34 protein-coding genes are annotated in these 21,367 nt (G+C 68.9%); 10 read left to right on the top strand and 24 right to left on the bottom strand.

The features are described from left to right. The first annotated feature begins 183 nt into the window (after nucleotides 1–183). Nucleotides 184–1,836, top strand: coding sequence for an AAA family ATPase (locus QZY44_RS02110; RefSeq protein ID WP_295441594.1), 1,653 nt, complete (start codon nucleotides 184–186; stop codon nucleotides 1,834–1,836). Further along, nucleotides 1,837–3,186 carry a hypothetical protein gene (locus QZY44_RS02105; RefSeq protein WP_295441592.1) on the top strand — a complete coding sequence of 450 codons (1,350 nt, stop codon included), beginning with the start codon at nucleotides 1,837–1,839 and terminating at the stop codon, nucleotides 3,184–3,186. It abuts the gene before it with no gap. On the opposite strand, the gene QZY44_RS02100 is transcribed toward QZY44_RS02105, so the two are convergent. The 24 genes from QZY44_RS02100 to QZY44_RS01985 are packed head-to-tail and all read right to left on the bottom strand — an operon-like array spanning nucleotide 3,093 to nucleotide 14,854. After that, nucleotides 3,093–3,380, bottom strand: coding sequence for a hypothetical protein (locus tag QZY44_RS02100; protein ID WP_295441590.1), 288 nt, complete (start codon nucleotides 3,378–3,380; stop codon nucleotides 3,093–3,095). The genes QZY44_RS02105 and QZY44_RS02100 overlap by 94 nt on opposite strands. Next, entirely contained in the window at nucleotides 3,380–3,625 is a 246-nt protein-coding gene (locus QZY44_RS02095; protein WP_295441587.1) for a helix-turn-helix domain-containing protein, read from the bottom strand. Before QZY44_RS02095 ends, QZY44_RS02100 begins: the two co-directional genes overlap by 1 nt. Continuing rightward, nucleotides 3,612–4,151 (bottom strand): hypothetical protein, encoded by a 540-nt coding sequence (locus QZY44_RS02090; RefSeq protein ID WP_295441584.1) that lies wholly within the window; start codon nucleotides 4,149–4,151, stop codon nucleotides 3,612–3,614. The genes QZY44_RS02095 and QZY44_RS02090 overlap by 14 nt, the downstream gene beginning before the upstream one ends. Beyond that, the gene (locus QZY44_RS02085; protein WP_295441582.1) at nucleotides 4,151–5,125 is read right to left on the bottom strand and encodes an AAA family ATPase; all 975 of its coding nucleotides are present in this window, start codon (nucleotides 5,123–5,125) and stop codon (nucleotides 4,151–4,153) included. Before QZY44_RS02085 ends, QZY44_RS02090 begins: the two co-directional genes overlap by 1 nt. After that, nucleotides 5,122–6,774, bottom strand: a complete 1,653-nt coding sequence (locus QZY44_RS02080; protein ID WP_295441579.1) for a hypothetical protein — start codon at nucleotides 6,772–6,774, stop codon at nucleotides 5,122–5,124. Before QZY44_RS02080 ends, QZY44_RS02085 begins: the two co-directional genes overlap by 4 nt. 2 nt (nucleotides 6,775–6,776) lie before the next feature. Beyond that, nucleotides 6,777–7,019 (bottom strand): hypothetical protein, encoded by a 243-nt coding sequence (locus tag QZY44_RS02075; protein WP_295441577.1) that lies wholly within the window; start codon nucleotides 7,017–7,019, stop codon nucleotides 6,777–6,779. Nucleotides 7,020–7,026: 7 nt separating this feature from the next. Next, on the bottom strand, nucleotides 7,027–8,139 hold the full coding sequence (locus QZY44_RS02070; RefSeq protein WP_295441575.1) for a hypothetical protein: 1,113 nt from the start codon (nucleotides 8,137–8,139) through the stop codon (nucleotides 7,027–7,029). Next, nucleotides 8,136–8,450 carry a hypothetical protein gene (locus tag QZY44_RS02065; protein ID WP_295441573.1) on the bottom strand — a complete coding sequence of 105 codons (315 nt, stop codon included), beginning with the start codon at nucleotides 8,448–8,450 and terminating at the stop codon, nucleotides 8,136–8,138. Before QZY44_RS02065 ends, QZY44_RS02070 begins: the two co-directional genes overlap by 4 nt. Continuing rightward, entirely contained in the window at nucleotides 8,450–8,683 is a 234-nt protein-coding gene (locus QZY44_RS02060; protein WP_295441570.1) for a hypothetical protein, read from the bottom strand. Before QZY44_RS02060 ends, QZY44_RS02065 begins: the two co-directional genes overlap by 1 nt. Next, a complete protein-coding gene (gene rdgC, locus QZY44_RS02055; RefSeq protein ID WP_295441567.1) occupies nucleotides 8,680–9,531 on the bottom strand; it encodes a recombination-associated protein RdgC in 852 nt (283 codons plus the stop codon). The genes QZY44_RS02060 and rdgC overlap by 4 nt, the downstream gene beginning before the upstream one ends. Then, complete coding sequence (locus tag QZY44_RS02050; protein WP_295441565.1) at nucleotides 9,528–9,944, bottom strand: HU family DNA-binding protein; 417 nt, start codon at nucleotides 9,942–9,944, stop codon at nucleotides 9,528–9,530. Before QZY44_RS02050 ends, rdgC begins: the two co-directional genes overlap by 4 nt. After that, nucleotides 9,931–10,158: a hypothetical protein gene (locus QZY44_RS02045; protein WP_295441564.1), complete on the bottom strand. Its 228-nt coding sequence runs from the start codon at nucleotides 10,156–10,158 to the stop codon at nucleotides 9,931–9,933. Before QZY44_RS02045 ends, QZY44_RS02050 begins: the two co-directional genes overlap by 14 nt. Continuing rightward, the gene (locus QZY44_RS02040) at nucleotides 10,158–10,703 is read right to left on the bottom strand and encodes a hypothetical protein (RefSeq protein WP_295441560.1); all 546 of its coding nucleotides are present in this window, start codon (nucleotides 10,701–10,703) and stop codon (nucleotides 10,158–10,160) included. Before QZY44_RS02040 ends, QZY44_RS02045 begins: the two co-directional genes overlap by 1 nt. Continuing rightward, a complete protein-coding gene (locus QZY44_RS02035) occupies nucleotides 10,696–10,887 on the bottom strand; it encodes a hypothetical protein (protein WP_295441557.1) in 192 nt (63 codons plus the stop codon). Before QZY44_RS02035 ends, QZY44_RS02040 begins: the two co-directional genes overlap by 8 nt. Further along, complete coding sequence (locus QZY44_RS02030) at nucleotides 10,880–11,152, bottom strand: hypothetical protein (RefSeq protein WP_295441555.1); 273 nt, start codon at nucleotides 11,150–11,152, stop codon at nucleotides 10,880–10,882. The genes QZY44_RS02035 and QZY44_RS02030 overlap by 8 nt, the downstream gene beginning before the upstream one ends. After that, nucleotides 11,149–11,769, bottom strand: a complete 621-nt coding sequence (locus QZY44_RS02025) for a hypothetical protein (protein WP_295441552.1) — start codon at nucleotides 11,767–11,769, stop codon at nucleotides 11,149–11,151. The genes QZY44_RS02030 and QZY44_RS02025 overlap by 4 nt, the downstream gene beginning before the upstream one ends. Next, nucleotides 11,769–11,915, bottom strand: coding sequence for a hypothetical protein (locus QZY44_RS02020; RefSeq protein ID WP_295441550.1), 147 nt, complete (start codon nucleotides 11,913–11,915; stop codon nucleotides 11,769–11,771). The genes QZY44_RS02025 and QZY44_RS02020 overlap by 1 nt, the downstream gene beginning before the upstream one ends. Continuing rightward, nucleotides 11,912–12,394 carry a hypothetical protein gene (locus QZY44_RS02015; RefSeq protein WP_295441547.1) on the bottom strand — a complete coding sequence of 161 codons (483 nt, stop codon included), beginning with the start codon at nucleotides 12,392–12,394 and terminating at the stop codon, nucleotides 11,912–11,914. The genes QZY44_RS02020 and QZY44_RS02015 overlap by 4 nt, the downstream gene beginning before the upstream one ends. After that, entirely contained in the window at nucleotides 12,391–12,723 is a 333-nt protein-coding gene (locus QZY44_RS02010) for a hypothetical protein (protein WP_295441544.1), read from the bottom strand. Before QZY44_RS02010 ends, QZY44_RS02015 begins: the two co-directional genes overlap by 4 nt. Before the next feature lie 7 nt (nucleotides 12,724–12,730). Beyond that, nucleotides 12,731–13,048, bottom strand: a complete 318-nt coding sequence (locus QZY44_RS02005) for a hypothetical protein (RefSeq protein WP_295441542.1) — start codon at nucleotides 13,046–13,048, stop codon at nucleotides 12,731–12,733. Continuing rightward, the gene (locus tag QZY44_RS02000; protein WP_295441539.1) at nucleotides 13,045–13,278 is read right to left on the bottom strand and encodes a hypothetical protein; all 234 of its coding nucleotides are present in this window, start codon (nucleotides 13,276–13,278) and stop codon (nucleotides 13,045–13,047) included. Before QZY44_RS02000 ends, QZY44_RS02005 begins: the two co-directional genes overlap by 4 nt. Continuing rightward, on the bottom strand, nucleotides 13,275–14,063 hold the full coding sequence (locus QZY44_RS01995) for a Rha family transcriptional regulator (protein WP_295441535.1): 789 nt from the start codon (nucleotides 14,061–14,063) through the stop codon (nucleotides 13,275–13,277). The genes QZY44_RS02000 and QZY44_RS01995 overlap by 4 nt, the downstream gene beginning before the upstream one ends. A gap of 20 nt (nucleotides 14,064–14,083) precedes the next feature. Next, entirely contained in the window at nucleotides 14,084–14,674 is a 591-nt protein-coding gene (locus QZY44_RS01990; RefSeq protein WP_295441532.1) for a hypothetical protein, read from the bottom strand. A gap of 21 nt (nucleotides 14,675–14,695) precedes the next feature. Further along, complete coding sequence (locus tag QZY44_RS01985; RefSeq protein WP_295441529.1) at nucleotides 14,696–14,854, bottom strand: hypothetical protein; 159 nt, start codon at nucleotides 14,852–14,854, stop codon at nucleotides 14,696–14,698. A gap of 181 nt (nucleotides 14,855–15,035) precedes the next feature. On the opposite strand from QZY44_RS01985, the gene QZY44_RS01980 reads away from it, so the two are divergent. From QZY44_RS01980 to QZY44_RS01945, 8 genes are all read left to right on the top strand, one after another. Beyond that, nucleotides 15,036–15,542 carry a helix-turn-helix transcriptional regulator gene (locus QZY44_RS01980; RefSeq protein WP_295441527.1) on the top strand — a complete coding sequence of 169 codons (507 nt, stop codon included), beginning with the start codon at nucleotides 15,036–15,038 and terminating at the stop codon, nucleotides 15,540–15,542. Between the two features lie 75 nt (nucleotides 15,543–15,617). Further along, a complete protein-coding gene (locus tag QZY44_RS01975; protein ID WP_295441525.1) occupies nucleotides 15,618–16,271 on the top strand; it encodes a hypothetical protein in 654 nt (217 codons plus the stop codon). A 610-nt stretch (nucleotides 16,272–16,881) separates the two neighbouring features. Beyond that, the gene (locus QZY44_RS01970; RefSeq protein ID WP_295441524.1) at nucleotides 16,882–17,211 is read left to right on the top strand and encodes a hypothetical protein; all 330 of its coding nucleotides are present in this window, start codon (nucleotides 16,882–16,884) and stop codon (nucleotides 17,209–17,211) included. After that, complete coding sequence (locus QZY44_RS01965) at nucleotides 17,208–17,528, top strand: hypothetical protein (RefSeq protein ID WP_295441522.1); 321 nt, start codon at nucleotides 17,208–17,210, stop codon at nucleotides 17,526–17,528. The genes QZY44_RS01970 and QZY44_RS01965 overlap by 4 nt, the downstream gene beginning before the upstream one ends. Further along, nucleotides 17,529–18,077, top strand: a complete 549-nt coding sequence (locus QZY44_RS01960; protein WP_295441520.1) for a hypothetical protein — start codon at nucleotides 17,529–17,531, stop codon at nucleotides 18,075–18,077. A gap of 1 nt (nucleotide 18,078) precedes the next feature. Then, a complete protein-coding gene (terL, locus tag QZY44_RS01955; protein WP_295441517.1) occupies nucleotides 18,079–19,542 on the top strand; it encodes a phage terminase large subunit in 1,464 nt (487 codons plus the stop codon). Next, a complete protein-coding gene (locus QZY44_RS01950; RefSeq protein ID WP_295441515.1) occupies nucleotides 19,539–19,847 on the top strand; it encodes a hypothetical protein in 309 nt (102 codons plus the stop codon). Before terL ends, QZY44_RS01950 begins: the two co-directional genes overlap by 4 nt. Further along, nucleotides 19,841–21,241, top strand: coding sequence for a hypothetical protein (locus tag QZY44_RS01945; protein ID WP_295441511.1), 1,401 nt, complete (start codon nucleotides 19,841–19,843; stop codon nucleotides 21,239–21,241). Before QZY44_RS01950 ends, QZY44_RS01945 begins: the two co-directional genes overlap by 7 nt. Nucleotides 21,242–21,367: the final 126 nt, after the last annotated feature.

The raw sequence follows: 21,367 nt of genomic DNA, 5'->3' as shown, positions 1-21,367 counted from the left end.
TGCTGGACGCGCTCTCGCGAATCGTCCGTCCGGAATCGGGGCGGGGTCCGGCGTATACTCGCTCTCGTCGCTCGGCGAGCGTCCCGGTCGGGATTGGCTCCTGGCGAGGTCGATGACTGGTCGGTGGCGACCGGCGGATTAGTTCGCCGGTGACCGTGGCAGTGTGAAATTGGAGGTGAGTGCGTGCCGTTTGCCGATCTGATTACCCAAATTAATGACCTCGCGAGGACCGGAGCGCATCCGTTTGCTTCGTTTGTCCAGCGGCGCCGGGAATGTATGCCTATCGGTAGCTATATGGGGTTGCGCGTTGTAGATCCGACGCTCGCCAAAGCCGGAACTACGGACGAGTTGCAATTCAATGTTGCGTTGGGCCACGAGTATCCCGGTCAAGTGCGCGCCGGGTTGGCGTTAAGCTTCAGGGGATGGCCAAACGTTGCAAACCCTGGGCGCCAAGTTAGGCGGCGGCCTCCGACGGTCTGGGCACGTTTTAATCGGCTCGTCGGCCGGTTCCCCGAGCCGCTGCACTCGATCATCTGGAACGAGCAGGGGCCGCCTGCGCATCCGGGATTTCAGGATTATCATGGGTTTTGCGAGGTGCCCACCCAGCCGGAGCCAGTGTTCTATTTCTTCGGTCGATTCTTCCAGCCCTGGCAGGACGATCCGGCAGCCATCGCAGCGATGGCGCAGGAGATCCTCGAATACTTCGACCAGTTGATGCCGATCTGGGAGGCCGTCTACTGCCCAGACGCCTGGCAGAAGTTTCTCAACGAGAGGCAAAATCAAATGCTCGTGGAACTGCAAACCCTGCTCAAAGAGATGGGGCAAATCATCCTGCATGGGCCGCCGGGCACCAGCAAGACCTTTATGGCCAAGCGGTTGTGCGCCAAATTGCTGGACTTTCAGCCCGCGGCTGGCACCGATCCGCAAGACCCCGACCATGGCGACTTTCTCGCTGCTCAGGGCGACCGCTGGGACATCGTGCAGTTCCACCCGGCGTACAACTATGAGGACTTCGTGCGCGGCATCCAGGTCAAAACGGATCAGAACACGGCGCGGGTCCGCTATGATACGGTCAATCGCGTATTCGGCGACCTGTGCAAACGTGCTGCTGCCACACCCGATCAGCCCCATGTGCTGATCATCGACGAGATCAACCGCGCCAACTTGGCCGCGGTGCTCGGCGAGTTGATCTATGCGTTGGAGTATCGCGGGCAGCCGGTGCGTACCCCATACGGTGTTCATCCGGACGGGTGCAGCCTGACAGTGCCGAAGAACCTGTACCTCATTGGTACGATGAACGCGGCCGACCGTTCTATTGGGCATATCGACTACGCGGTGCGCCGACGCTTCGGGTTTGCGCCTATGCCACCGGCGCTTAAGGAGATCGAGAACTGGAACTACGCAAACGCCTCGGTACGCACGGCCGCACTCGTCCTGTTCAATGCGGTGGGGGCGCTGTTCGGGCCTGGCGGGGCGCTCTCGGCGGAGGTGTACGCAGACGATGTGCAGCCGGGACACACCTATTTTTTCGCGAGGGACTGCGACCACTTGCTGCACAAGTTCGTCTATCAGGTAGTACCGCTGCTGCGCGAATACGTGAAGGACGGGATTCTGACCGGTTCCGCGCTCACGGTACCCGGCATCAAGCCGATCACGCTAACGCAGGTGGAGCCGGCGTCGGAGCTAATGGCACGGCTGAAAATCGCGTTGTGCCCGAATGCGGCCCTGGTGCAGGCGCCGCTCGCCGACGGCGCGCCGCAAGGGGCCGACCGTACCGCCGATGACGGGCCGGCCGATACGCCCATTGAGGGGGCCGACGCGCAGGAGGCCAACTGAGTGAGCTATCCGGTCGCCAAGGCCGACCTGCGGGCCGGGCGTGAATGGCAGCGATGGAAGAGCAGCGCACTTCCGGAGGCTGTCAATCTCGTGCCGTTCGCCTCCGGTTTCGGCCACGACCATACCTGGAACCGCTCGGAGGGTAGCCCACCGGCCGCCGCGGACAACCCACGCACCCTGGGCCTCCACTGGTGGAGTGGTGGGGGCATCCGCTGTTCCCACTTCATCGGTGCGGTGCGTCTGGGTGAGGGGGCCGACGCCCCCTGTCTGTGCGTGCGTCCCAAGGTGGAGCGGCTGGACTTGGCCGCGGTCTTTGCCGCGGTGCTCGCGGCGCCGCCGACACAGACTGGGGTCGAGTTCCACCGGCTGTTCGGCTGCGATCCGGCGCAGGCGCCGATCGAAGGCGTCGAGCTGCCGCAACTGACGCTGCTCGAGGTCACGGCCTATCTCTACTGCCTCGCCCAATTCGCGCGGCGGCACCTGCGGGAGGACTTCCGCCGCGTCGAGGAGAACCTGGTGGGCCGGGTACGCGGGCGCGTGCGGATCGCCGATCAGGTCCGCGAGAACCTGGTCCGCGCCCGTGCCGACCGCATGGTCTGCGAATTCACGGTGCTGGGGCGCGATACCCTGGAAAACCGCATACTCAAGGCCGCGTTGGCGGCGGGGCTGCGCTGGCTCCACCAGCAACCGCGCTCTGTCCTGCCAGACGCGGTCTGGCACTGGGGCGCCCTCGGTCGCGCCGCGCTGACCGCGGTGCCGGTGCAGCGTATCGCTCCGCGGGAATGGAAGACGGCGCGTCGGTACGGGGCCATGCGTCACTATGCCGAGCCGCTGGCCCTGGCCGAGTTGGTGCTGACCCGCCTGCATCTCGACCCGTCCGGTTGCGCCACCAAGGGCCAGCACACCCTGCCGTTTTTTCTTGACGGTAATCGTCTGTTCGAGGCCTGGGTTGGGGTCTGTCTTGGGTATGCAGACTGTCAGCCAGAGGCTCAGCGGGAACGGTGTTTTTCGCTGCCCAACGAGTACCGATGGAAGCTTAGGCCGGATTTCTTGGTGTCACTCGAGGATAAAGTCGGCCGCGCCATCGTCGACGCGAAGTACAAGCCTGGCAAGCCCGGCAATGGCGATCTGACCCGGGACGTGCGAAAGAAAAACGCGAAAAATGCGAAAGAACGGCGGGGAGCGGGTAGGCGACGGGTAAGCGAGGGGTGGGCGGCCAACAGGGTGTTGGTGGGGCCAACACCTGGGGCGGGGTGTCAGGGCCAGGGAACGCGGTGGCCGTCAGGGTCGATCAGCTCGGTCGCGAGCATCAGGGCGGTGGAGTACATCGGGTCGCCGGGGGCGCTGTAGCGCTCTTCGCCGGTAGATGGGTCGGTCCAGATGATGGTACCGGGTCGGGTCATCGCGGTTAGGCGCAGCCCGCGGGATTGGCCGGTGCGCTCCTTGGCGCCCTCCAGGGCGCACGCCTGGAGGATCGTCGAGGCCATCGCGACTGCGGCGGCTACCGACCGTGGGGTGTCGTTCTCGGTGGGGTCGATGGCCATCAGTCGTCGCTCAGGAGCGCTGCCACGGATGGGAAGGGGATGCGCGTGGGGGTGGCGCGTTGGCCGTCGGGGTTGGTGCGGACGGTGTCCAGGTCACCGCGTTCGATCATGGTGTAGATGGTGCGGCGGCTCACGTCGAGCAGGCGCATGACCTCGTCGATGCGGTAGGAGCCCTTGACGGCGAGGTCTGCGCCGGCCAGCCAGACGCGGACCTCGGGGGCGATGAGGGGATCAGCGGGCGCCATGGCCATGGCCGTGACGCTGGAGGCCCTTGAGGCCCTCGATGATGGCCTCGGCATCCTGGTAGCTGCGCGGGGCGGTGGCGGGATCCTGGTGGAGACGGGCGGTCAGCCACAGGTGGTAGCCGTCGGCCTCGCGCCAGTGGATCTCGGGGATCAGGTGGGCGATCAGGGCGCGTTGCGCTGGTGTGGGAAGGGGGTGCACTCCGGTTGCAGCCTGTGCCTCGGCGGCTTGGCGCGAGCCGGTGTAGGCGCCGCCGACGGGGGCGCCGTCGAGCGCCCAACGGGTGATGAGGGCGCGGGCCTGGCGGCGGGTGAGGTGCAGGCTGGAGGTGCAGGGGGCGCCCTTGGCGGGCCAGGGTTGGCCGGGCCTCGGTGCGGTGGTGCCACACCGGTACTGTCCCAGGGCCTTGCGGTAGGTGGCATCGTCCAGTCCAAGCCGCGTGACCTGGGAGTGGATGGCGGCGACCTGGCGCGTTGTCAGCCGGTCACTGGTGTCGGTGTGGTCGGCGAGTGGGCGACGGATGGCCATCAGCGGCCCCCGGCGGCGACCTGCCGCGGCGTCGAGTCGGCCCCGCCCATGAGGATATCGGCGATGCGGGACTGCAGCGCGCGGTCTTCGCGCTGGCCGGACAGCACGCGGCTGATGGTGGTCTCACTGCTGCCGGTCTGGCGGGCCAAGTCGGCCTGGCTGATGCCGCTGGCTTCGGCGATGGCCTTCAACCCGGCGCCAGTGGCCTGCAAGGCGTCGATCCGCTCCACCTTCTGATGGTCGGCCGTCAGGGCCAAACTCAGGGCGATATCGGTGCACTCGATCATGTCATTCCAGGTCCGCCCGGCGGCGTGGCTGGTGATGATCGGCAGGGCCTCGGGGGCGATCAGGTGACCCACGGTGCGGTCCAGGGCGGTAGCGACCTCGGCGGTCGTCAGACCGGCCATGTGCAGGGTGTCGGCGCGCTGCCTGATCTCCTTGCGGCTGCCGAGCGCGTCACGCTGGGACAGCAGGACGATGCCGATCAGCGGGCTGCGGCCCATCCAGGCCAGTTCGCGCAGTCCCTTCAGGGCGTCCACCGTCTGCCAGTGCAGCCGGTGGGCATCATCGACCACCAGCAGCAGCGTGCGGCGGCCGCCGTCCCGCTCGCGGGTCGCCTGGCCCAAGACCTGGCGCAGCTGGGCGTCGCGGTCCTCGCCGCGCGTCGGACGCGGCAGGCCCAAGGTGCGGTAGATGGCGGAGACGGCATCGGCGATGGTGCGGCGGTCGCGATCCAGGCGGACGATCTCCACCAGGTCAGTTTGCGGCGTGAAGTCGGTCCGGCCGGCGAGTCCGGACCAGAAGGCGGTGGACTTGCCCATGCCGGTCTCGCCAACGATCTGCACCAGGGCCTGATCATTGATGGCGCTATCGAGCATATCGCGGACGCGGCTGGTGTCGGCGGTGTCCAGGCGCAGGCGTGCCCATGGGTCGCGGGTCAGGCCGAATGCCTTGCGGGTGAGGTGGCGGTTCATGATGCGGCTCCGGTGGTGCGGGTGGCAGTGGATAGGATCAGCGCGAGCTCGCGCACCGCGTCCTTGCGCAGGCCGTCGCGCAGCAAGCGCTGCTCCACGACGGCGCGGTTTTCGGCGCTCAGCGGGGCGCCGAAGACCTGGAAGAACTCCGCCATGGCGGCGGATAGGGAGGCATAGCGGTCGGCCTCCAGGGGATCAGGCAGTCCGCGGGCCGGCTGCTGGCGCGGGCCGAAGCGGCCGGTGACCACGTTGGCGGGGGCGGCGTCGGCCGGCGCCGGGGCGTAGACATCGCCGGGCAGGGGCAGTGCGGCGGCGGCGGCGCGGGCCTTGTCGATGGGGAGCGCGGGCTGGCTGCCCTTCCATTCGTTGTACTTGAGGCCCTGGTAGGGCGTTACGTCGTAGCGCTCGCCGGTGCGCTCGTCTTCCACGACGACACGGCCGGAGCCGTCCAGGGCGCGGCGGGCGATGACCCAGCAGCTGTGCAGCTTGGGGACTTCGTACTCGGTGTTGTCCCAGCGGATGATGCCGGACTGGTCCACCTTGCAGCGCTTTTCCCTGGCCAGGGTCTCGATCGGGTTGGCCGGACACAGGCGGGCGCCGCCCTGCTGATTGATGCTGCGCACCCAGTGCGCGGCGCGGGTCAGGGTGGGATCGCTGCGGCTGGTGCGCGCGTTCTCCCGGGCCAGGTACTCGCCCAGGCGGGCGGTGAGTTGGGACAGCTTCAGTTCGTAGCGCCCGGTCGCGGGTGCATGCAGAAAAATCGATTGCTCAAAGGACTGCCACAGGCGTGCCCAGACCTGCTCGACACCGCCCATGCGCTCCTTTTGGTATGGGGCACAGGGGGGCACATTGACCCCGAGGCGATCCAGCAGGTCGGCGGTCGCGCCGTACTTGAGGAGCGGGCCTTGGTCGCTCCACAGGTCATCGGGCAGGCCGTGCAGCGGATCGCGCGGGTCGGTGCGCTGGGTGAAGAAGTAGACCAGGGACTCCATGGCGTCCAGGCCGGTCTCGCCGCGGGCGACCGTGGGGCGGGCAGACTTGTAGCCGGTGAGCATTTCCCAGACGCCGTAATAGATCAGGCGCGCGCGGTCGGGGCCGAGGGGCTTGTTCTTGTAGCCGCTGGCCGGGAAGGGGTTGCGCCACAGGCGCAGCACGTAGTCACCGTCGGGCAGTTCCTGCTCGACGGTCAGATATTTGGAGGTCGAGGCGTCGATCAGCCACGCCTGATTGGCGTGGTCCGCGTGCAGGCGGCGGGTGCGGCGCTTGCGCTGCCGGGCACCCAGTTCGTCGGTGAGAATGCGCTGCAGGGTGGCGAGCGGCATCTGCGCGGCGGACGGTGGCAGCAGGACCTCGCCGGTATCGGGATTGGGCTTGAAGCAGGAGTCGAGCGCCAGATGCACGGGGATGGTGCCCTCTGGGCTCTTGGCCATCTGCTGCATGACGACACGGGCGTAGTCGCGATATTCGGGGCGGGTGTCTTCGCGCGGGCGGGCGGGGCCGCGATCGCCCAGCACGTTGAACTGCCGGTACAGGGTGCTCACGCTGATGCCGAGTGCCGCCGCCCAACGGGCCAGCACCGCGACCTTTTCGGTACGCGGTGCGGCCTTCCAGTCGTCTCGCGCGCTGGCGAGTTGGGCGGGGGTGGGCATGATTAGTTCGCGCGCTCGGTGCGCCACTGCACTCCGGATTGCGTCTGCGCGATGTAGTCGGTCGTGCCTTGCAGCCTATCGACTGCCTCAGGCTGGCCGACCACAGCGCACATCGCCAGGCCGCACATGCTCACCAGTTTCATCATGACGTTTGCGCTATCTTCTGGGGTGTTGCAGCCGCACGCATTGACGTACCGCTGAAGCGCGTCGCGCGCCAACTTCTCAGCTGCCTGTGGTGTGACCATAGAAGCATCACTCCCCGGTCGTGTCCGCCCAGTCCGCCTGGGCGCGGTCCTGGTACTGGTTCCACAGGGCCTCGAACAGCCGGGCGCCGCCGCTGATCGCCTGCTCCAGTGCAAGGCGCGTGGCGGGATCGTCTCCGGTGATGTGCTCCAGCACGGTCAGCACCGCGCGGGACTCATCGGCCAGGGCCTGTTGGGCGGCGCGCAGGCGCTTGGTGGCGGTGGCCAGGCCTTGCCAGGTGGGATCGACCAAGGCCTTGAGGTGCTCCACTTCGCCGACCAGTGCATCCCGCTCCTTGGTCAGCACCTTGGTCTCGCGCTTGACCTCGCCGGCCACGTCCTCGGTCAGGGTGCGCAGCCGGGTGCGCAGGGTGCGGACCGACATCTGGGAGATATCGTCCAGGGGCAGCTCGGTCTGCTCGCCGCTGGCGATCTGGCGCAGCAGGTCATCGTCGGAGCCTTCGATCAGTGCGATCGCGTGACTGTACTGGCGCTCGGCCAGGTCGCGCAGGCTGGGCATCGCCTTGACGGCGCCGGCCACACGGATCAGCCGGTAGGCGCTGGCGGGGGTGATACCCAGGCGGTCCCACAGGGCTTGGGTGCGCTCACCGTTGTCGCGGCAGAGGTCGCGGTGCTCCAGGAGGACGCGGCCCAGTTCGATCGTGGAGCGGACGTAGACATCACGCGCGCCGAGGGCCTCGGACTCCAGCAGTTGAATCGATGTCTCCCGGGCGATCCAATCGCCGTCGACGGTGGCGGGGGTCAGGGCGGTGCCGGGGGTGTCGGGCGCGAGTGCTGCATGGTTGAGCGCCTCCAGGTCGACCTGGGTTTGGGTGGCTAAGATCAGGTCGGTGGTGTCTGCGGGGGTGTCGCTGATGTCGAGGGTCCGGGCTTGGGGGTGGTTACGGGTCTCGATTAGGTAGTTCGCCTTGAAGGCCTCGCGGTCGTCCTTCTTGGCGGAGTCGTAGCCCTGTTCCTGCATCTTCTGTTTCATCCACTCCGGCAGGACGCCGCGGATATAGACGTTCTGGGCGTTTTCGGGGTCGACATAGGCGACGGCGGGCCGGACTCCGCTGGTCAGCAGGTCGATCGCCGATCCGGGGGCGACGGGGGCGGTGCTCATGAGGTTCTCCCGAGGTAGGTGGCAAGGAGCGCCGCGGTGCGCTGGCGGATGCGCTCGGCGGCGGTGGTGAGGACGGGGCCGATGGTCCAGCCGGCGGCGACCTCTTCGGCGTGGCGGGCCAGGGCCAGATTGCGCAGACCGCGGTAGCACTGGTCGCGGCTGTAGCCGGTGCGCGCGGCGAGCGTGGTCGGGGTCTGCGGGTCCGGCCAGGTGTCCAGCAGGGCGCTGATGAGGGTCAGCACGACCTGCTGGGGCTCGCTGGTGTAGTCGCGGGCGGGGGCTTCGGCAGCTGGTGCGTCTGGGGTGGCCATTACTGCGGGACCTCGTTGTCGTACTTCCTGCCGCAGATTGGGCAAAAGGTCCCGTGAACGGACGGCAGGGGGCGTCTGCTCCTGCTATCCGTCCGCTCGACGGCGAGGGTTACGCGCTGTTCGAGTAACGCAAGGCCCTTCATCGGTGTCGTGGTAATCAGCCGGACGCCCCTCTTGGCGAGGTCTACATCCACCTGGTCGATGCAGTCGCAGCTTGTCGGTTGGTCGCTCATGGGGCATCTCCGGGGACATGGGCGGACAGCCCATCCAGGACGTCCCGCAGCGACCCGCCCTCCAGTGTCAGGTCGGCATCGAACGCGGGGGCCTCCGAGTCCAGGCCCGGGGCGAAGTCCAGCCGACCCAGACGGCCATCGGCGTACAGGGTGAAGGTCACGACCTCATTCCACGTCACCCGCAGGTGCGCCGGCAGGCGCCCGTGCTGGGTGGCGCACAACTCCGCCAGGTCGATCTCGCCGCGGGCGCGTACCTGGCCGGAGGCGTCGCTCCACTGCACGTCGTCGTCCAGGGAGAGCTCGGCCGGCCGGGCCTGGCCGGCGATCCAGGCCGCCATGGTCTGCGCCAGGACGGCGGGGTCCTTGACCCAGGGGCGCACCGGCAGGCTATCCAGGGCATGACGGAGCAGGCTGACCGCGGCCTCCGCGCGCTGGCGGCTGGGGGTGGCGACCAGTAGCCAGCCGGCGGTGGGGTCGATGACCAGCAGGCAGGAGGTGGCGGTGGTGAGGGCCTGGGCGAGCAGGGCGGTGTAGATCTCTTGGCGCGCGGCGCGCAGGGCGAGACCCTTCAGGGGCTGGCCGGTGGCCACTTCGACCTCCCGGCTCGCGGCGGTGAGCCGGGAGGCGATGGCGTAGGACGGGACCAGCCGGCGCTCCTGACGCACGGACAGGGCGATGAGGCCGGCAACGTGGCGCAGCTGGTCGCCGGATGGCAGCGGGCCAAAGCCGATGGTGCTCGGCTCCGGGGGGCCAGGCGCACGGGCTGGGTGCGCGGCGGCGGCTTGCTCCAGGGCGGCCAGGGCCGGGGTGGGGCCGGTGAACTGGTAGATGATGGCGTGGCGGATCATGAGGGGATCTCCTGCCCGCGATAGTCGGCTAACGCTTCGATTTGGCCCGGCGTCAGCGCGCGGGCCTCGTGCATCGGGGTAGCCTCGTCGCGGCTGGGGGCCGCTCCTACGGCGGGTTCGGCGACGGCGCGGGACAGGGAGCGGTCGGGGCGCAGGGTGACGCGGCGGCGGGCGGGGACGGTGTAGGGCTGGCCGTCCAGGCCGCGGCCCTGGCGGGCGGGGCGCACCGGCGCCTCGAAGATGCCAAGGCCGGCGATGCGTGCCCGGCCGCCGTGCGCGAGGGTGTAGGACAGGGTCTCCGTCAGGCCGTCGAGCACATCGCGCACCGCGCTGCGGGGCAGTTCGAAGGACTGGGCCAGGTGGGCGACGATCTCGGTATGGCCGAGCAGGGTGGCGGGTTTAGCTGTGGGCATTGGGGGTCTCCAGGGCGGCGGCGCGCGCCTCCAGTTCCTGGGCCTTGGCGTCGTGCTCGCGGGCGGCAAGCTCGTCGAATCCGCGGGCCTGGGCGCTGTCGGCATAGGCGGCGTTGCGGCGCAGCTCGGCGGACCAATCCCGGTGGACGGCGGCGCGGGTGCGCAGCTGCTCGGGGGTGGCGTCTCGGTCGCCGGGGTGGGTGGTGCTGTTCATCACGCGGCCTCCTCTGCCGGCACCGGCAGTTGGGCAAGCAGCGCCAGCAGGGCGGCGCCGGTGCCGGTGGCCAGCTCGTCTACCAGCACGGCGTCGGTGCCGGGGGTGCAGCCGATGCCCAGGCGCTTGCGTGCGTCGGCGGGGATGGCGTCCTTGCGGCCGACGGTGGTGGTGACGAGGTAGGCCTTCTGTTCCTCAGGCGTGCAGAGCTGCTTGATCGTTGCGACCAGGGCATCATCAGCGGGCCAGGCATAGCGGTCGGGCTCCTTGCGCAGGCCGACCTTGACCCCGTGGATGGTGCGGCTCTTCGGTTTCGCGAACAGGCCGCGGCCGGCGGCGATGAGCTTGATCAGGTCCACCTTGACCGCCGCGATCTCCGCGGCGTGCCGCCGGATCTGCGGCGCGAAGGCGTCGCGGATGGGGGCTACCTGGGACTCGTAATCGCTCAGGGTCTGGGCGGCGGCGTCCAGGCGCTGGCGCAGGGCAAAGACCTCGCGCTCGATGCGCGGCAGGGTGACGGGGCCGGTGACGGCGGGCTCAAACATAGGGGACCTCCGGGAGGATGAGGGCGCGGCGGGTGTTGGCGACGGCGGCCATGCCCTCGGTGCGGGCGAAGGCGACCAGGTCGGCCAGGTCCGGGCGGGCGCGGGCGGCGCGGGCCAGTTGGCGCAGGGCGCTGTAGCCGCTGGCCAGCTCTTGCGCGAGGCTGCGGCGGGAGGGGCTAGACATGGGCGGGCTCCTGTGTGGCTGCTGTGATTGGGCGGGTGGTGATGGCCTGGGCGTCGGGACGGGCGTGCTGGGCGTGACACCAGATGACGAGGTGCGCGGCGGGGTAGCGGTAGCGGGTGCCGTCTTTGGTGGCGACCAGCAGGCGGCCGGCCGGGAAGCCGGGCACGGCTTCATGGCCCGGGGGCACGATCAGGGTGGTACCCGCGTCCATGCCCTCGCAGGCCAGGCCCATGCCGGCGATGCGGATCAGGTCGTCGATGGTCATGGGGCGGGCTCCGCGGCGGGATCGATCCAGCGGCCACCGGTGGCGGCCTCGTACTTGGCTTGCAGGTCGGCCAGAACCGTCGCTGCACCGGGGCCGCCAAGGCCTAAGTGCACGAGATTGAACCAGTGCCGCACGTCGTCCTCCAGCTCCCGCAGGGCGGCGTCGGCGGTGGCGTCGCGGCCGGGGGCCGCTCCTACGGGGGCCGCGCGCGCCAGTTGGCGGGCGGCGGCACAGGCGGCGGGGTCCTTGGCCTTGGCGATGGCGACGGACTTCAGCCAGCCGAAGCCGTCGGGCAGCGGGGTGCGGAGCGTCCCGGCTTGGCGGGCGTCCATGGCGGCGTCCATGGCCAGCGCCCAGACCTCGGCCGGGGTCTGGGGGTCGCTCAACACCAGGTCTGCCAGCTCGCCGATCAGCCGGCGCAGCTTGGGCAGGTGCATGGCGTTGGCGTCCGGGGCGTGTAGGTCCAGGTAGGGCAGGACGCGGGACAGGACGGCCGGGTGGGCGCCCAGGCGCTGCTCCAGGGCGGACCAACAGGCGCGGGTCTCGGGGTCCGCCAGATAGGCGGCGATGGTGTCGGTGCCGCGGCAGCGCGGGCAGGTGCCAAGGATGGGCGCCATCAGCCGATCCCCCAGAGGTCCAGATGCTCATCGCGCTCGGTCACCGCCGGGCTCCAGTGGTGGACGCGGCGATGCCGGACCAGGGCGATGAGCAGGGCCAGCAGTGCCACAGCAATGGCGCACAGGGGCAGGACGGGTATGTTCATGCGCCGGCTCCCTGCTTCGCCCAGTCCGGAAAGACGCGGCCGATGACGTACGGGATCAGCTGGGCATCGTTCGCGGCCAGCGGATGGGCGGGTGGCGGGGCGGGGCGATGGACGCGGTGGCTCGACGGGGCCGCCGCGGTCCCGCGGTCCCGTACATGGTCCGCGATGGTGGAGAGCGGGCGGTGGTAACCGCGGCGGGCCAGGGCCAAGGCCAGTTGGGGCAGTCCGAGCGTGGGGGGCTGCGCCAGCGCGGCGGCGATGATGGCCGACTCGGTCGCGCACCAGGGCTGCTTGGTGGCCCTGAACAGGCCGAGCATCTGCAGGCGGTAGGTGACACCACCGGCGGAGCGCTCATGGCCGGCGGCCGTGAGGGCAGCCAGGGCGGCGGCGGCGTCCACCGGGCCGCCGTCCACCGAGAGGGCGGTGAGAATCGCGTCTTCCGCGGGCGTCCAGCGTCGGACAGGGGCGCGCGTGCTCATGCTGCCCTCCCCCGCAGCTCGGAGCGGCGACGCGGCTCGGACCAGGCGACCATCACGCCCATGATCGGCGCGTTGAAGTCGGACCAGTGGGCATCGCGGCTCAGGAGCTGCGGGCGCAGGTGCCGGATGGGCGGCCGGCGGTCGACCGTGATGACGGGGACATCATCGTGGCAATGGGCGCTGCGCAGGCGGCAGCCGGCGCGGCACAGCGCGATGCAGGCGGCCATGGCCTGACAGGCGGCCTCCGCATGGGGGCCGTGCAGCGTGAGGGCAGCGGTGGGCAGGGTGATGGGCATGGTGGGTGCTCCGGGTGGTGTGGGTGGTGGCATGGGTCTGCTAGGCTCCTGCGCGAGCACAGGCCGGGCCGACCTGGCGGCGGAAGCGGCGCTGACGCGTGCGGGCCTTCCACGACTCCCCCGGGTGGGGCGGCGGACCCGCGGGGCGGCGGAACTGCTGCTGACGCTCCAGCGCCATGACGCGCCGCTCCTGGTCCAGATCGCGTTCCCGGCGCATGGCCGCGAGCTCCACGCCGCGCGCGCGATTGGCTTCACGGCGCGCGGCGCGTTCATCGGCATCCATGGGCTGCGGCGCCATGGTCGAGCGGATCAGTTGTTCGGGCGCGACGGGGTGGGCGAGCGATTGACGTGAGTTCATGACAGGACCTCCGAGCAGTGGGGCAGATTGCCGTAATCGGCGTTGTAGCCTTCGAGTTGCAGGTAGGACTGGCCCGGGCGCCAGGTGTTGACCTCCGGGCGATAGACCACGGAAATGGCCTCGTCGAGGAGGCCCTTGATGGGCATCTCCGGCGGCAGGGTGGCGAGCAGGGCGTGCAGCTCGCCGACGGTGGCGCAGTAGACGCCGGGGATCAGGGCGGTGGGGCTCATGACTGCACCCCCAAGAACACCAGCGCGTTGCGGGCCAGGCCGAGGCGGGCGCGGGTGTACTCGTCGAGGACCAGGCCGGCGGACTGCCATTGGGTGGCCAGGTCGGTGATGAGGTCGGCGGTGGTGTCGTGGAGCTTGGCGAGCTTCTCGGCGGACAGGCCCTGGGGGTGCCACTCCGCCACGTCGGACAGCAGCGGGTCGCGCAGGATCAGGCGATGGGCGGCGCACAGGCGCGCGAAGAGGCGCAGGTTTTCCCCTTGGAGCCGGTCGATGAGTTGACCCTGCTCGCGCTCACGCGCGGCGTTGCGCGGGGTGCGCTTGGCGGTGGTGAGTAGGCGTTGCGCGGCGGTGAGGTTGGCTTGGGTGTTGACCTCGAAGGCGGCCAGGCGGTCGAGGGTGGACTGGTCGGGGGTGTAGGGGGTGGGCTGGTGCAGGGCCTGTTCCATGGCGTTGAAGCGGTCGATGTAGGCGATCTTGAAGGCGGTCGCCTGGCGGCCGGTGAAGCCCATGACCAGAAGGACGAAGCCGTCGCGGGTGATGTTGTAATACCGCTCAGGACGGGTCGCACCGTTGCCGACCGTGACCTCGCGGGACATCGGCGCAAAATTGCGCTCATGAAATGCCTGGGGGGCATTGGCGCTCAGATCGCGGATAGCGCGTAGCACGTCCTTGTGGTTCCGACCGAAGATATCGGCGATCTTCAGGCTCGTCGTGACTGCGTGGCCGTCGTACATCGCGACGGCGTCGGCGGGCAGGGTGACGGTGGAGGGTAGAGGGCTGGACATGGATTGCTCCGGGGTGGTGGCTATGCCGCGTTGTCGGCGGCGGGGTTGGGGACTAAGTGATCGAACAGGGCCGTGAACTCGCAGTAGGTCATGGCCCGATCGCGCGGCAGGGTGGCGAGCAGATCCGCCAGTCGGCCGACGGTGCAGGTGCGGTGGTCGCGGCGGGGCGCCGGGGTGCCGTAATCGCGCATCAGGTTCTGCAGGCGTGCGCGCAGGCCGCGCACGGACATCTGCGCGATGTCGGCGATGGACAGATCGGGGTGGGTGCCGCCGGCCAGTTGGGACAGCAGCTCGTCGTCGGTGGTCTCGATCAGGCAGATGGCGTGGGAGTACTGCCGTTCGGCTAGGTCGCGTAGGGGCGGATGACGCTGCACTGTGACGGTGACGCGGATCAGGCGATACGCGGCCGCAGAGGTGAGGCCGAGGGTGTCCCACAGGGCGTTGGGACGGTTTCCCGTCTGGCGACAGGCGGACTGGTGATCGGCCAGACGCTGGCCGAGCAGTAGATGCGCCGGGCCAAACTGGAACTGGCCACGGCGCAGGCGCTTTTGGAGCGTGCGCGCCTTGCTGGCCAGGGCCTCCAAGGCGGTGGTGGCGGTGGGTTCGGGCATGGTGGATGCTCCGGGTGGTGGTTAGGCCGCTTGGCGAGCGGCGTGGATGGGGTCGAGGATGCCGGGGACGATCTCGACACCAAGATCCCGGGAGAGATCAGCGAGGATGCGGCGCGCGATAGGGCCTTGCGGGGTCCGGGTCCGCTCGGTGCCGACCCAGCGCGTGACAGTCCGCCGCACCGTGGCGCTCTGGTACCCGCGCAAACGTGCCCACGAGGCGTAGCAGAGGCCCTTTCCTACAAGGGCAGCGGCTACTTCAGATGGCGAGAGGGCGGTCATGGCGGTAATCTGTTCTCAAGGTGTTCAGGTGTGCACATAGTCTTGTGCACGGACGAACACTTGTCAAGAGAGATGTGCCCAAATGAACACCCGCGGATCGAGACTGAGAGAAGAGCGCCTACGTCTGGGGATGAACCAAGACGAGTTGGCAGCGGCTGGGGGCGTGAAACGCAGGGCGCAAGTCAACTATGAGCAGGACGAAAGGAGTCCTGATGCGGAATATCTGGCTGGCGTCGCAGCGGCAGGGGTCGACGTGCAGTACGTCGTCGTCGGCATTAGGACTGGCGCACCGCGCGCACGACCGAGCATCCTCCGCGCCGCAGAGGAACACCCGGACAAGGCGATCATGGGGATGGTCAACGGTGAGCCGGTGCTGGTGGAGCCAGGGACGGGGCAGCGTTTCGACGCGCTACCCGTGGAGCAACAACGGGCGTTGGCGGCGCTGATCGATACGTTGCCGGAGGACGCGGCGCTGTGGTCGCTGATCCTGGGTATGACGACCGCCCAGTGGCGAGGGCTCTTGGCGCTGATGGGGGCCGGGGGCACTGGCCCCGGGCCTCCGGCAGATGACGATGGGGGGTCCATCTAATAGGAGTGGGCGGCGGCCTGGGGCTTCGGGCGGGCCGCCTGACACGATCGACAGAGGAATAGCAGAGGAAACAACATGGCAACGGCGCGAGAAATGCTCCGGTTTCTCTTGGTGACGGTCATTTTTTTTGGTGCGTTCTTCCTGGGCTTCCGTTGGTGGGGCTGGGTGCTGAGCCTGGCATTTGCCTTGGTGATGCTCACCGGTCCGCGCCAGGCGTTGTGCGGCGTGCGCCAAGCGTTGCAGGGCGCGCGCCATGCCGGGGAGAGGGCCGGACGTTGGGTCAAAGACCACAAAGGGGATTACAGGGTGCGCATTCCGGTGGCGTGCTGCGTCGTCGGCGGGCTCGTCTGGGTCGCGTGGACCGCGACCGACGGGTTCCTGTGGATCGCTCAGGATCGGGCGGGCGCTGCCTGCCTGGCTGAGGTCCGCAACCGCCTCAAGGACCCGGGCGCTGCAAGGTACCGTGAGCTTCGCGTCATCAGCCGTAACCCTGGGACTGGCTTCGTGCACGTCCTGTGCGGGGAGGTCAACGCAAAGAATGGCTTTGGCGGCTATACGGGGTTTGAGGACTTCTACTGCTCGGAGCGCGAGGGCGCCCAGTTCGCCGCTGACTCGGGAGCTTTCGGGCTTCTGCACTTTGCGGTCTGTCGCGGAGAGGAATTATCGATCGCCTTGAAGACCCCACCCGAGAGCGGAATGCGTATACGGCCGATCAAGGCGCCGGAGTGATGGCGTCGCGGCCTGGGGGCCGCTCCTACGCGCAACAATCCCTGGCCGGTTTCCCGCTTGGCGAAAGCGGGCTAGAGACGTGATGCGCCTTGCAAAGAAAAGCCAGTGAAATCAGGCTGCGCAAAATTGCGCAGCCTGATTTCTTTCAGCACGGGCAGACCTTGATCCACCCCATAAACTCAGCGATCTCGGTCGCGAGTAAAAAGCCGAACGCGTTTAACAGGACCGGCGCCAGTGCTGGAACCCATCGCGACCCATCATAGAGGATCCGGTGTAGCCTACCTGTGGTCATGTTCGACTCGCGTGGGAAAAGGGACGTGCACCCCGCCTTTATGCGCCCGGGAACCGCCCCCGCGGACATCGGGACGAAAATAAACTGTGCAGCTAACGCCGGGCCGCAAGGCTCGGCCTAGGAGTTCCATCAGGTTTCCAACCGGTGACGTGGCAGGATGGAAAAGCGATGGAACAGCCGGAGCCCGCCGAATGTTCCAACAGCGTTCCAACCAGTGACGTTACTGGTTGGAAAAGCGTTGGAACAGTCGCCCCCCCCAACTCTAAAAACCGTGCAGCTAACGCCGGTCCCGCATCCCCCGCGGGGTAACGTGCGGGCATGGACCTTCCCCCCATCAGTGACCTCGCACCGCTCTTCAGCGAGAAGGCAGGCATTGCCGCGCTCTTTGGCCTGGCGATCTGGGCGGGGGTGCGCCTGGTGGCGGTGGGGATTGCGGCCTTCCGGGATGTGGAGCTGGCGCGGACCACGGTCCAGAAGGCGCTGGCGGAGGCGATCCAGGCGCAGGCATCGGCGGCGCTGGCTCTGGCGCAGGCACAGACCGAGGCGCGGCGGGCGGCGGAGGAGCAGACGATTGTGCTGCGGATGATCGCCGGGCGGGTGGGGTTTGCGGGGCATGAACTACACGCACAGACGGGGGAAGGGCCGTGACGCAGCACGAGTTTTGGCAGCAACGGGCGTTGGCCGAGCGGGGCATGATCCTGGCGGTGCTGTACAACGCCCCGGCGCCTTCGGTGGACCTGGTGACGATCCGCGGCTGTCTGGATCTGCTGGGGATGCCCACGCAGGCGCAGGCGCTGAAGCGGCACATGCTGCACCTAGCGCAACGGGGCTATCTCACGGCGCATTCCGGGTTTGCGATGGGGATCAGCCTGGAAAACTATGAGCTGACGCCGGACGGGCGGGACCTGGTGATTGGGGCGCGTACCGATCCGGGCGTGTCGGTGCCCAGCCTCACGGAGAAGTAGATGGCCGCGCAGCCGGGGCGCTATAAGGCGTCGCAACGCGAGCTGGCCTATCGGGTGTGGCGCGCGGCGGGGCAGAACTTGGCTGAGACGTTGCGGGTGCTGGATGCGGAATACGAGTGGCCGCTCGCGAAGCAGACCATTGCCGACTGGCGCGACCAGTTGGGGTGGGTGGCGCGCGCGGCGGCGGATGATGCCGAGGAGCGGCGCCGGACCCGGGCGGCGCAGACCGATCGCACGGCGATGCTCGCCGGGATCGATGAGCAGATTGGGCGCTATGAGGGGGCGTTCCGCGCGGCAGCGGCGGCGGGTCAGGCCCCGGACCCACGCAGCATGGCGGCGTATGCCAACCTAATGCGGCTGCGCCTGGTTCTGGCGCGGGACCTGGACGCCGGGGCCGGGCTGAATCGTGGGGACCTGGTGGCGGAGGCGCTAGAGTGGCTGGCGCAGTGGGTGTCCGAGCACCTGCCGGAGCGCACCGAGGCCTTGGCGGCGGTGTTGTCCGCGGCTGCCGGTCCGCTGGCCGCGCATTGCGACGGCGCGGGGGTCTGAGGTGGCGCGCCGGGCGGCGGCCGAGGTCGCGGCCAAGATCAAGGCGACGGCGGACGCGCACAGGCCGGCGCTGTCCTTCCGGGACTGGTGCAGCGAGACCTCGCCGCGGCTGACCTGGGAGTGGCCGCATCTGGTGCTGCTCCAAGAGCTGTGGGAGCGCTGTGACCCACGGGCGCCGGCCGACCCGACGCCCGTTGGGCTGCCCTCCTTTCCCCATCTGATCTATCCGCGGGTGATCAAGCGCCTGCAACTGTCCGTGCCGCCGCGGCACGGGAAATCCGAACAAATCACGATCCGTGGCCCGGCCTGGCGGCTGGAGCGCGATCCGGCCCTGCGCTATCTGATCGGCGGCTATAGCCAGACCCTGGCGGAGAAGTTCAGCCGGCGCGCGCGCGGGCTGTGCCGCGGCCGGGTGGCCTTGTCCGCGGACCGCAACACGGCGGCGGACTGGGAGACGACGGCCGAGGGCGGGGTGCGGGCCATCGGCGTGGGGTCCGGGGTGACCGGGCACGGGGCGGATTGGATCATCGTGGATGACCCGACCAAGAGCCGCGCCGAGGCGGAGAGCCCGACCTATCGCAACCGGGTGTGGGACTGGTACACCGACGATCTCTATACCCGGCTGGAGCCCCAGGGCGGGATCACGCTGATTCAGACGCGCTGGCATTACGACGATCTGTCCGGGCGGGTGGAGCGCTCCGAGGAAGGCCAGAGTGGGGATTGGGTGCGCATCAACCTGCCGGCGCTGGCCGAGATCAATGACCTGTTGGGGCGGCCGGAGGGTGCCGCGCTGGCGCCGGGGCGCTATGACGTGGCAGCGCTGGAGCGTATCCGGCGGGCGGTGGGGGGCTCTTGGATCAGCCTGTATCAGGGGCGCCCGACACCGGCGGAGGGGGCGTTGCTGCGCCGCGGCTGGTTCCGGCGCTACTCGGCGGCGCCGCTCAATCCGATCCGGATCGTGCAGTCCTGGGATTGCGCGCAGTCCGACGACCCGACGGCCGATTACTCGGTGGGCACGACCTGGGCGGAGACGGCGCTGGGGTATTACCTCCTGGACGTGCGGCGCGAGCGTCTGACCTATCCGGCGCTGAAGCGTGCCGTGGTGGTGGAGCGCGACCGCTGGCGCCCGGCCACGCTGCTGATCGAGAAGAAGTCCCACGGGGCGGCCTTGATCCAAGACCTGCGGGCGGACCGTACCTGGCGCACGCCGGTGGTGGAGATCATCCCTGTCGACTCAAAGGTGGTGCGGATGGCCGTGGAGTCCGCGGCGGTGGAGGCGGGGCTGGTGTGGCTGCCGGAGGATGGCGGCGCGCCCTGGCTGGCGGAGTACTTGGATGAGTTGATCCGGTTCCCGGCGGGGGCCAATGACGACCAGGTGGATTCGACCTCGCAGTATCTGCACTGGGTGCGGGTGGGGGCGAGCCGGGGGGCAGGGTATGAGTGGCTGGAGGTACGCGGGCTATGAGTGATCTACCCGACTCAATCAACGTTGGGGGGCTCCGATACACCGTGCGACGGTCGGTCGCTCCGCTCGGTGACACCATCTCGCTGGGGCAGTGCGACATGACGATGGCGACCATGGACGTCATGGCAGGACTGCCGGATGACGTGGCGCGGACGACGCTGCTGCACGAGTGCCTGGAAGCCATCAAGTACTCGCACCAACTGGACCTCACGCACCCGGACTTGATGACCTTGGAGCATGCGCTCGACGCGCTACTGATCGCCAATCCCGCCCTGCTGGGCCTGTACGGAGCGCGCCAATGCTGACCGATCAGATGATGGTGGACGCCTACACTGGCCTGGGTGGATTTCGCAGCGGTGACTATCTGGTGCGGCATCCGCGGGAGTTGGACGACAAATACAAGGCGCGTAAGGAGCTGGCGACCTACCGGAACTACTGCCGGAAGGTCTTGGGCGCCTATGTCGGGACGCTGTTTTCAGCCCCGGCGAAACGCACCGGGGATGCCCCGGCGTGGGTGGCCTTGCAAGCGAATGCGGATGGGGTGGGCGGGCCGATCGAGAGCGTCATGCGGCGGGCGCTGCTGCTCTCCATGCTGGTGGGGACGGTCTACCTGGTGGTGGATCGGCCGGCCGGCCAGGCGCGCACGCGGGCGGACGAACTGGCGCGCGCACCTTATGTGGTAATCCGGCGGCCGACGGACGTGGCGGCCCTGGCGCTGGATCGGCTGGGAGCGGTAGCACGGGTGGTGTTCCGCGAACAGGCCGGTGGGGCCGTCTATGGCGCCGCCATGCCAACCGATGTGGGTTTCATCTACCGCGGGTGGGACGCGGCCCAATGGTGGGTGGCGCGCGACGCGCTGGGGCAGGACCTCTGCACCGATCCCGAGACCGGGGCGCTCATGCGCGGACAGCACGGCTTAGGCCGGGTGCCGGTGATCCGGCTGCACTCGACTGAGCTGATGGACCTGACCGCCGAGCGGGCGGCGCCGTGGGCGGAGCCGATCGTAGGGGCCTGTCTGGATCTGTTCAACCGTCACTCAGAGGCGCGCTCCATCGAGCGGGATCAGACGGTGTCGACGCTGGCCCTGCCGGTATCCGACCCGGCGGAGGCGGAACGAATCAGGGAAGCGGGGCTGACCATCGGCGCGGCGAATGCCGTGATGTACAACCCGGCCGGAGGCGGGTCTCCGGCCTATTTCGCCCCGCCGGATGGGCCGCTGACACTGTATTACGCGGCCATCGCGCAAACGGTGGTCGAGATCTATGAGATTGCGAATCTGGAGTTCACCGGCGGGGTGGCGAAGAGCGGCGTGGCGCTCGCGTTCCACTTCCAGGCGGCGAACCGGACGCTGGGGCTGTTTGCGGCGGCGCTGGAGACGGCGGAGCGGCAGGTCGGGGCATTGGCATGCGCGTGGGACGGGCAGGACGCGGCCGAACTACAGTCGCAGTATCCGCGGACCTTTGATGTGCAGGACTTGGCGGCGCGGCTGAAGGAGGATCTGGATGCGTTGACCGGCGGGATGGGCGTCACGGCAGAGCGGCTGGTGCGCCAGCGCATGGCGCGGCGGGTGCTGGGGGATGCGGCGTCGCCGGGCGATTACGCGCAGATCGATGCGGAGCTGCTGGCGGGGGCCGATCCGTATGCGACGCGGATCGTCCAGGAGGCGGGGCTGCCGGCGGCAACGGTGGTGACGCCATGACGCGGCGGCACCTGGTGGAGTGCGACGGGTGCGGGGCCGAGGCGACGGTGTTGGATGCCACGGACTTGCCTCCCAGTTGGGCGGCGGTGGTCCAGGGCGGGGCGATCCGGCATTACTGCCCGGACT

This window comes from uncultured Thiodictyon sp., from assembly GCA_903837595.1.
Taxonomy (GTDB): Bacteria; Pseudomonadota; Gammaproteobacteria; order Chromatiales; family Chromatiaceae; genus Thiodictyon.
The sequence above is the reverse complement of the archived record's forward strand: the minus strand, read 5'-3'. Positions and strand labels throughout refer to the sequence as shown.

Excerpts from the sequence above, each read along its gene's own strand:
- QZY44_RS02065 (WP_295441573.1), bottom strand. The coding sequence starts at position 8,450 with ATGGCCACCCCAGACGCACCAGCTGCCGAAGCCCCCGCCCGCGACTAC.
- QZY44_RS02070 (WP_295441575.1), bottom strand. The coding sequence starts at position 8,139 with ATGAGCACCGCCCCCGTCGCCCCCGGATCGGCGATCGACCTGCTGACC.
- QZY44_RS01990 (WP_295441532.1), bottom strand. The coding sequence starts at position 14,674 with ATGCCCGAACCCACCGCCACCACCGCCTTGGAGGCCCTGGCCAGCAAG.
- QZY44_RS02095 (WP_295441587.1), bottom strand. The coding sequence starts at position 3,625 with ATGGCGCCCGCTGATCCCCTCATCGCCCCCGAGGTCCGCGTCTGGCTG.
- QZY44_RS01995 (WP_295441535.1), bottom strand. The coding sequence starts at position 14,063 with ATGTCCAGCCCTCTACCCTCCACCGTCACCCTGCCCGCCGACGCCGTC.
- QZY44_RS02100 (WP_295441590.1), bottom strand. The coding sequence starts at position 3,380 with ATGGCCATCGACCCCACCGAGAACGACACCCCACGGTCGGTAGCCGCC.
- QZY44_RS02080 (WP_295441579.1), bottom strand. The coding sequence starts at position 6,774 with ATGCCCACCCCCGCCCAACTCGCCAGCGCGCGAGACGACTGGAAGGCC.
- QZY44_RS01980 (WP_295441527.1), top strand. The coding sequence starts at position 15,036 with ATGAACACCCGCGGATCGAGACTGAGAGAAGAGCGCCTACGTCTGGGG.
- QZY44_RS02060 (WP_295441570.1), bottom strand. The coding sequence starts at position 8,683 with ATGAGCGACCAACCGACAAGCTGCGACTGCATCGACCAGGTGGATGTA.
- QZY44_RS01970 (WP_295441524.1), top strand. The coding sequence starts at position 16,882 with ATGGACCTTCCCCCCATCAGTGACCTCGCACCGCTCTTCAGCGAGAAG.
- QZY44_RS02000 (WP_295441539.1), bottom strand. The coding sequence starts at position 13,278 with ATGAGCCCCACCGCCCTGATCCCCGGCGTCTACTGCGCCACCGTCGGC.
- QZY44_RS02045 (WP_295441564.1), bottom strand. The coding sequence starts at position 10,158 with ATGAACAGCACCACCCACCCCGGCGACCGAGACGCCACCCCCGAGCAG.
- QZY44_RS02090 (WP_295441584.1), bottom strand. The coding sequence starts at position 4,151 with ATGGCCATCCGTCGCCCACTCGCCGACCACACCGACACCAGTGACCGG.
- QZY44_RS01950 (WP_295441515.1), top strand. The coding sequence starts at position 19,539 with ATGAGTGATCTACCCGACTCAATCAACGTTGGGGGGCTCCGATACACC.
- QZY44_RS02025 (WP_295441552.1), bottom strand. The coding sequence starts at position 11,769 with ATGGCGCCCATCCTTGGCACCTGCCCGCGCTGCCGCGGCACCGACACC.
- QZY44_RS02050 (WP_295441565.1), bottom strand. The coding sequence starts at position 9,944 with ATGCCCACAGCTAAACCCGCCACCCTGCTCGGCCATACCGAGATCGTC.
- QZY44_RS02035 (WP_295441557.1), bottom strand. The coding sequence starts at position 10,887 with ATGTCTAGCCCCTCCCGCCGCAGCCTCGCGCAAGAGCTGGCCAGCGGC.
- QZY44_RS02030 (WP_295441555.1), bottom strand. The coding sequence starts at position 11,152 with ATGACCATCGACGACCTGATCCGCATCGCCGGCATGGGCCTGGCCTGC.
- QZY44_RS02015 (WP_295441547.1), bottom strand. The coding sequence starts at position 12,394 with ATGAGCACGCGCGCCCCTGTCCGACGCTGGACGCCCGCGGAAGACGCG.
- QZY44_RS02075 (WP_295441577.1), bottom strand. The coding sequence starts at position 7,019 with ATGGTCACACCACAGGCAGCTGAGAAGTTGGCGCGCGACGCGCTTCAG.
- QZY44_RS02020 (WP_295441550.1), bottom strand. The coding sequence starts at position 11,915 with ATGAACATACCCGTCCTGCCCCTGTGCGCCATTGCTGTGGCACTGCTG.
- QZY44_RS01960 (WP_295441520.1), top strand. The coding sequence starts at position 17,529 with ATGGCCGCGCAGCCGGGGCGCTATAAGGCGTCGCAACGCGAGCTGGCC.
- QZY44_RS02040 (WP_295441560.1), bottom strand. The coding sequence starts at position 10,703 with ATGTTTGAGCCCGCCGTCACCGGCCCCGTCACCCTGCCGCGCATCGAG.
- QZY44_RS01945 (WP_295441511.1), top strand. The coding sequence starts at position 19,841 with ATGCTGACCGATCAGATGATGGTGGACGCCTACACTGGCCTGGGTGGA.
- QZY44_RS02005 (WP_295441542.1), bottom strand. The coding sequence starts at position 13,048 with ATGAACTCACGTCAATCGCTCGCCCACCCCGTCGCGCCCGAACAACTG.
- QZY44_RS02085 (WP_295441582.1), bottom strand. The coding sequence starts at position 5,125 with ATGAACCGCCACCTCACCCGCAAGGCATTCGGCCTGACCCGCGACCCA.
- rdgC (WP_295441567.1), bottom strand. The coding sequence starts at position 9,531 with ATGATCCGCCACGCCATCATCTACCAGTTCACCGGCCCCACCCCGGCC.
- QZY44_RS02010 (WP_295441544.1), bottom strand. The coding sequence starts at position 12,723 with ATGCCACCACCCACACCACCCGGAGCACCCACCATGCCCATCACCCTG.
- QZY44_RS01975 (WP_295441525.1), top strand. The coding sequence starts at position 15,618 with ATGGCAACGGCGCGAGAAATGCTCCGGTTTCTCTTGGTGACGGTCATT.